Below are 6,227 nucleotides of genomic sequence, written 5' to 3'. Positions count from 1 at the left end.
CTAGTGACACGCCGCATCAGCATGCCCGCAAGCATTTCCGCAGCTCAAGCCACAGATCTGTGTGCTTTTCTCGCCACACAGCTGCGGAACGCGGGTCGAAGACTCGGTCGACGACGGCAGCTTGCTCGGCTGTGCCGGCGCGGAAATACCGAGCCGAGGTGTCGAGGGAGGCGTGGCCGAGGAGGGCCTGGACCTGAGCGACGTCGGCACCGCCTTCGCGCAGCCGGGTGGCGTAGGTATGGCGGAGCCGATGGGGGCGCAGGCCGGAGAGCTTGGCGTCGGCGCCGACGGCCAGTACGACCTGGACGATCCCAGAGATGGTCAGGGCTCCGCGCTGGCCAGTCCACAGCGGGCCGGGTTGGGGTCTGTCTAGATAACGGCTCTGGCCCACTTTCGGTGGTGACGGAACGTGGCTAGCCGAGCAGGATGCGGTGACGGAGGAGAGCGAACCCGGCGCGGCCGTACATCTGCCGTTTTTGAGAAGCTTGGTCTTGGTATTGACGCCTTCGGTACCGCCGTTGTGGAACGGCAGGCAGAGCGCGGCGTTTACCGCATCGCAATCATTGACTAGGCCGCGGGTGAAGGCATGCACGTGCGGCAGGTCGACATGTCGTGCGAGCCCTATCCAGGCGGTCAGCAGCCGATCGTTGCCGTCCTTGGGGTCGAGGAGGGCGGCGAAGTCCCGGACGAGGCCGCTCAGCATGGTCACCTCGCCACAGGCGGCGATGGCGGCATCGAGCCGTTCCCGCTGGGCGTCGGTCAGTGTGCCTGGTTCGCTAAGGAGCAGACCGGCCAGCCGCTTCGGCGAGATCGCGAGCTGGTCGCACTCGACCCTGCCTTGGTTGATGTATCGGTACAGCAGGTTCTGACTGCCGGTGTAGCCGAGTTCCCTGATTTCGGCGAGCAACTGCTGAACCGAGACGGCGGGCTCTTCAGCACGGCGGCGGCGTAGGTGATCACGGAACGGATCGACGAGCGTAGGCCGGTACTTCGGGACCCTGACCAGCCGCTCGGGCTCACTGATGCGGGCATACCGCTTGACGGTGTTCAACGCCACACCCAGGCGCCGGGCACATTCCAGCAGCCCCACGCCCTGGTCGAGCAGAGCGTGGACCTGCTGCCAGCGCTCGCGGGTGGTGGCGGCCCGCACCCCGTCCTTGGGCGGCGGGCCGGTCTTGCCCCAGCAGACCGAATGCGCGGCAACCTCCTTGACCACGGCTTCGGCCAGGTTGTGCCAGCTATGCCAGCGATCACCGACCTGCACCGCCCCGGGCAGGGCACGACGGATCGCCTCGGCGTAGGCGCCGCTGCTGTCCCGGCACACCACCCGCACGCCGGGATGGGCACGTAGCCACGCCTCCAAGGTGTCGGCCTGACGATCGGCGAGCACGTCGATCCGCTCCCGGGTTACCGCGTCGATGATCACAGTGGCGTAGCGGTGCCGTTTACGGAGTGCGAAGTCGTCCACCCCGATCACCTCCGGTACCGGACGGACAGGCAGGGGCAGACGCAGTAACGACCGGACCGCGCTCTGCCGCGAGATCGAGACTCCCAGCACGTCCAGCAGCCGAGATCCCGCCCGGCCGGCCAGCTCCCGAACCACCGCCCCCACCTGCGTGGCCAGGGCGATCGTGCGACGTTGATACGGTTCGGCCAGCCCAGGCAGCGGCTCCCGGAACGTCTGCCGCTCGCACCCGACCGTTGGGCACCTTAACCGCCGCAACCGTAGCCGCACGAGTACTCGGTGCCCAGCCAACGGCAGGTCCGCCAGCTGCCGGTCCACATAACCATGCACCCGGCCAGCCGCTCCACAGCCGGGGCACTCCACCGGCGCGCCATTGGACGTGACATGCACCAGGATCACGCCGCCCCTGGATTGAACGCTGCCGACGACCAGGTCAGCCAGCTGCGGGAACACAAGCCCCGCAAGATCCTTAACATCACACCGGCGTCACGCTGGCACAGCACGGCGAGAGGGTCATGTACCGACACGAGCTATCACGCTCCGTCACCACCGAAAGTGGGCCAGAGCCGTTGTTTTCTTACAGTCCCTAGCGGAGATGATCAACAAGAATCGTGGAACGCGAGAACCCGCAGGTCAGGCCTTAATCCGTTGGATTTCCGCCGTTTGCTACGGGGACCCGATCCCCTGAGACGTGTTGATGATCTTCTATCGGAATCGCTCGTTTGCGAGAGACGAGAAGTGGAGCCCCGTTACCGCGGACCGCTGTCCCGTTGTCCCTCAAGGCCGGTGAGAAGGTCATCGAGGGCCTTGTGGAGGGCTTGAGCGTTGGCCGGAGTGAACCATGTGGTGCGGATGCGTTCGTTGCTGCCGTTCGGGGTCTCGTGGTCGGCCGCGAGCTGGTGCAGGGAACGGGTCTGGTCGCTCAGGGCGCGGCCGACGCCCTGGAAGAGGCCGCGGACGTAGCTGTCGGCGGCTTCGAGGGCGATGCCGTGGCCGGTGGCCCACGACGTGATTGTGGCGAGGTAGGAGTAGTAGGTGGTCAGCGTTCCCGTCAGCGCGGAGAAGACGTTGAAGGCCGCCTCGTCCTCGACCGGAAGCACCCCGCCCAGGTGCGAGAAGAGAGTATCCACGTCCGGGTGCGAGGGGTGCGTCACTGTGACGGAGCGGCGTTCGCGTACGGCGGGCAGGGGGATGGCCCGTACCAGCGGGGCGCCGGTAGCCAATGTCCGGCGCAGGTCGTCGTTGCCGACACCGGCCATCACGTTGACCACGATCCTGTCGTCGTCCACTTTCAAGCCGCGCAGTGCTTCGTGCTGGTCGTGGCGGCGTACGGCGATGATCACAATCTCGGAGCAGTCCAGCACCTCCTGGTTCTCGGCGCACACCTGTACGTTCTCGTAGCGCTCGGACAGTTCGGCGGCCGTGCGAGCTCCCCGCGGGGAGAGGAACACCTCGGGGGAGTTGCCGGCTCCCTCACACAAGCCCACCACGATGGCTCGGCCGATCTCACCTACCCCGATGATGCCGATGCGCTTCATTGTGCCTCCTTCGTCGTGTGTTGCGGCGGTGACCCGTGTTGGCTCGGGTCTGTGACGTTGGGTTTGTGGCAGTCGAATCCGCGTCGGGAGCGCCGCAGTGTCCCCGCCCCGGCCCCTTCGCGTATTTCGGGGCGGGCTAGGGCTCGGGCGGCATCGTCGGGATGGTTGCCGTCCGCCAATCACGTGGGGAGTTCGCTGGAGTCGGCGCCATACCGGTCGCGGAGCAGTGTGACCGACAGGAGGCCGGCCAGGCAGGCAACCATCCCGGCCGGGCCCGGCGCCGCCGGCAGCCGATCTCGCCGGAGGTGTCCCTGGTGAGCAGCCCGGTCAGCCCGACGCTCGTACCGAGCACGACATCACGGTCGCGGCCGGGCGGGCCTATCGGTCGTCCGGCTTTTACAGCCCACGTCCGCCAGAGCCAGGCGATGGCGCTGAACGCTCCGATGACGCACAACGGGACCAGGGGGGTGGCGACGGCCGAGTCGACCTGGATCTGGGCGGGCAGTGCCGCGTGACGTGCGTTTTCGCAAAAGAGCGGCACCGATCGGATCAGCGGCGGATGCGGTAGCGGATGTGGGTGGCCTCCGGTGTGTCGATCACCCGAACGATGTCCAGCTCCACATGCGACGGCAACACGTCGAACAGCCGCCGGCCACCGCCGAACAGCACCGGGACCAGATGGATCTGCACCTCGTCCAGCAGCCCGGCCTCGATGGCCCGCTGCGCCGTGTAGGCGCCGATCACATGCACGTGCCGGTCCCCGGCAGCGGCCTTGGCCTGTGCCATCGCGCTTTCGATCCCGTCGGTTACGTAGGTCACCAGCGGAAAACTCGCCGCGGACGAGTCGGGTGGCCGATGACTGGCCACGAAGACCGGGATGCCCTGCCCGTTATGATCACCGCCCCAGTGATCGACTTGCTCCGCGGTACGCCGTCCCGCCAGGACCGCACCGGCCGTCGCCATTTCGCCGAGCACCTCCCCGGCCGGACCGGACCGGCGAAACTCCCCGTCTGGCGTGAGGCCCCATTCGTGGAGCCGCGCGAAGCCGTCACCGCCTGGGTTGCCGGGCTTGTCGTTCGGACCCGCGATGTACCCGTCGAGCGACATCGACATGTCAAGCACTGATACCGACATGAACCTGCTCCTGTTCTCTACGCCGCAGCTCATCAGCGCGGCTCCCGCTTACTCACCCTCAACGGCTCCCAGTCCTGTTCGGGACGCGGATTGGCGCCGGTCAGCACTGCCGCCAATCGGTCGCCGGGGACCATACCCTCGGCGATCGCCGCCAGGCCCGCCGCCCCCGCCGGTTCCAAGACGATCCCGAGCGTGCGCGCCGCCAGCTCCATGGCAGCCGCGATGGCTTCGTCGCTCACCAGGACGATCTCGTCCACCAGGGCTCGAGCCCGCCGCACCGAGGCCTCCAGCGGGCTGCGCACCGCGATGCCGTCGGCGAAGGTGCGGGCACGCTCGATGCAGACCGCACGGCCGGCGCGCAGGCTCTCCAGCATCGAGGGGGCGCCTTCCGCGTTGACCCCCACGATCCGGGTGTCGGGAGCGTGCTCCTTCATCCAGCGCCCCACACCGTTGATCAGCGCGCCGTCGCCGACCGGGAGCACGACGGCGTCAAAGCCCGGACCGCCCGCGCCGCCTGATGCGCCGCAGGTCAACTCGACCCCGATCGTCCCGGCGCCCTCGGCGATCGCCGCCTGCAGACCGTCCTGCAGGTAGACGCGGTCAGGATAGTCCTCGGCGTGGGCGGCCGCGGCCTTCCGCGCCGACGAGCCGTCCGCGCCCGCCGCGATGACCCGGGCGCCGAAGGTCTCCATCCGCTCCCGCTTGCCGGGATTGACCGTCTCGGGCACGAACACCTCGACCGGCATCCCGCGGGCCCGTCCCGCGTAGGCGACGGCCTGCCCGAAGTTGCCCGAGCTGGCACATACCACCGGCGTGCCGGGAGCGAGCGTGCTCAGCATCAGATCGGCGCCCCGGCCCTTGAAGCTGCGCACCGGATTGGCCGTCTCCACTTTCACTGTCACCGCGCGGTCCCCCAGTGCCCGGCACAGCTGCTCGTCGAGGTACTGCGGGGTGTTGAGGAACACCGGATCGATCACCCGCGCGGCCTTCTCGATCCGTGCCACGTCCAGATCCACGCGTGCCGCCCTTCCTTGGAAGCTTCCGGACCTGGCCGAGGCTAGTCGAACCTCCGATCGAAGCGATTGAAAATTTTCGCGCTGGAACGCAATAATCTTGCATGCCCGAACCGCCGCCACCCCGCCTGGACGAGATCGACGCCCAGCTCCTTGACCTCCTTCAACACGACGCCGGACGCACCCTGCACGACCTCGGCGAGCGGGTCGGGCTCTCACCGAGCGCCGTCCAGCGGCGGATCGCCCGCTATCGCAAGGACGGCCTCATCACCAGGCAGGTCTCGGTCCTCGACCCGCACCGCTTCGGTCCCGCTGTCCTGGCCACGGTCCTGGTGACCCTGGTCCAGGAATCGTTCGAGCACCACTACGCCTTCGCCGACCGGATGCGCTCGGACCCGCAGGTCCAGCAGTGCTATCGGGTCGCGGGACCGTGGGACTACGTGGTCGTCCTGGCCGCGCGAAGCACGCGCGATTGCGGCCGACTCGGCGATCGCCTGTTCAAGGCGGACGACAACATCAGGCGATACGAGACCCTGGTCGTCTTCGACACCATCAAAACCGGCCTGGCCCTTCCGCTGCCCGCACCACAGCCCTCTTGACCACAAGACGGGCGCCCATACCATCGTGGCCGTGCGGCACACTGGGCGGGGCCGCGATCGCCCTGGTCAGCGACATGACTATCCCCTTTCCCTCGTACGTGCTCTGCCCCCCGGCGCGAGCAGGGCCCGGGCGGCTCGGCACGGAGCCAGAGCAGTAGGCGCGAAACGTCGAACACGCGTGACCCCGGCCGTCATGAGCGGGACGATAGTGATCATGACCGGTCACGTCGATCCTCTGCTCCGCCATACCTACGCCACCCGGCTCCGCGAAGGCGGCGCCGACGTCGCACAGGTCCAGGCCCTCCTCGGCCACGCCTCCCTCGACACCTCGGCTCGGTATTTCCGCGCCGGCACAGCCGAGCAAGCTGCCGTCGACCGAGTTTTCGACTAGCGCTTCACGTGTTTCTCCGGGCCTCCCCGTAGCGGAGATGATCAACAAGAACCGCGGCACGCGAGAACCCGCAGGTCAGGCCTTAAT

At 67.9% G+C, this 6,227-nt stretch carries 6 protein-coding genes and 1 pseudogene; 2 read left to right on the top strand and 5 right to left on the bottom strand.

Annotated features, from left to right (window positions below; genetic code table 11):
- Window positions 1-16: 16 nt before the first annotated feature.
- The 5 genes and pseudogenes from ACGFI7_RS30500 to ACGFI7_RS30480 all read right to left on the bottom strand — a co-directional run bounded on the left by ACGFI7_RS30500 (window position 17) and on the right by ACGFI7_RS30480 (window position 5,153).
- Complete coding sequence (locus ACGFI7_RS30500; protein WP_393410522.1) at window positions 17-391, bottom strand: tyrosine-type recombinase/integrase; 375 nt, start codon at window positions 389-391, stop codon at window positions 17-19.
- Window positions 392-413: 22 nt separating this feature from the next.
- Window positions 414-1,918: pseudogene (locus ACGFI7_RS30495) on the bottom strand (ISL3 family transposase).
- Between the two features lie 296 nt (window positions 1,919-2,214).
- The gene (locus ACGFI7_RS30490; RefSeq protein WP_393410520.1) at window positions 2,215-3,003 is read right to left on the bottom strand and encodes an NAD(P)-binding domain-containing protein; all 789 of its coding nucleotides are present in this window, start codon (window positions 3,001-3,003) and stop codon (window positions 2,215-2,217) included.
- A 549-nt stretch (window positions 3,004-3,552) separates the two neighbouring features.
- Window positions 3,553-4,116: a dihydrofolate reductase family protein gene (locus tag ACGFI7_RS30485; protein ID WP_393410518.1), complete on the bottom strand. Its 564-nt coding sequence runs from the start codon at window positions 4,114-4,116 to the stop codon at window positions 3,553-3,555.
- 53 nt (window positions 4,117-4,169) lie between these two features.
- Window positions 4,170-5,153 (bottom strand): threonine/serine dehydratase, encoded by a 984-nt coding sequence (locus ACGFI7_RS30480; RefSeq protein WP_393410516.1) that lies wholly within the window; start codon window positions 5,151-5,153, stop codon window positions 4,170-4,172.
- Window positions 5,154-5,254: 101 nt separating this feature from the next.
- Here ACGFI7_RS30480 and ACGFI7_RS30475 point away from each other — a divergent pair, with 101 nt between their 5' ends.
- Entirely contained in the window at window positions 5,255-5,749 is a 495-nt protein-coding gene (locus ACGFI7_RS30475) for an Lrp/AsnC family transcriptional regulator (RefSeq protein ID WP_393410514.1), read from the top strand.
- A gap of 214 nt (window positions 5,750-5,963) precedes the next feature.
- The gene (locus ACGFI7_RS30470) at window positions 5,964-6,140 is read left to right on the top strand and encodes a tyrosine-type recombinase/integrase (protein ID WP_393410512.1); all 177 of its coding nucleotides are present in this window, start codon (window positions 5,964-5,966) and stop codon (window positions 6,138-6,140) included.
- Window positions 6,141-6,227 lie beyond the last annotated feature (87 nt).

Origin of the sequence: Nonomuraea sp. NPDC048826 (assembly GCF_043198225.1) — a bacterium.
Lineage (GTDB): Bacteria > Actinomycetota > Actinomycetes > Streptosporangiales > Streptosporangiaceae > Nonomuraea.
The sequence above is the reverse complement of the archived record's forward strand: the minus strand, read 5'-3'. Positions and strand labels throughout refer to the sequence as shown.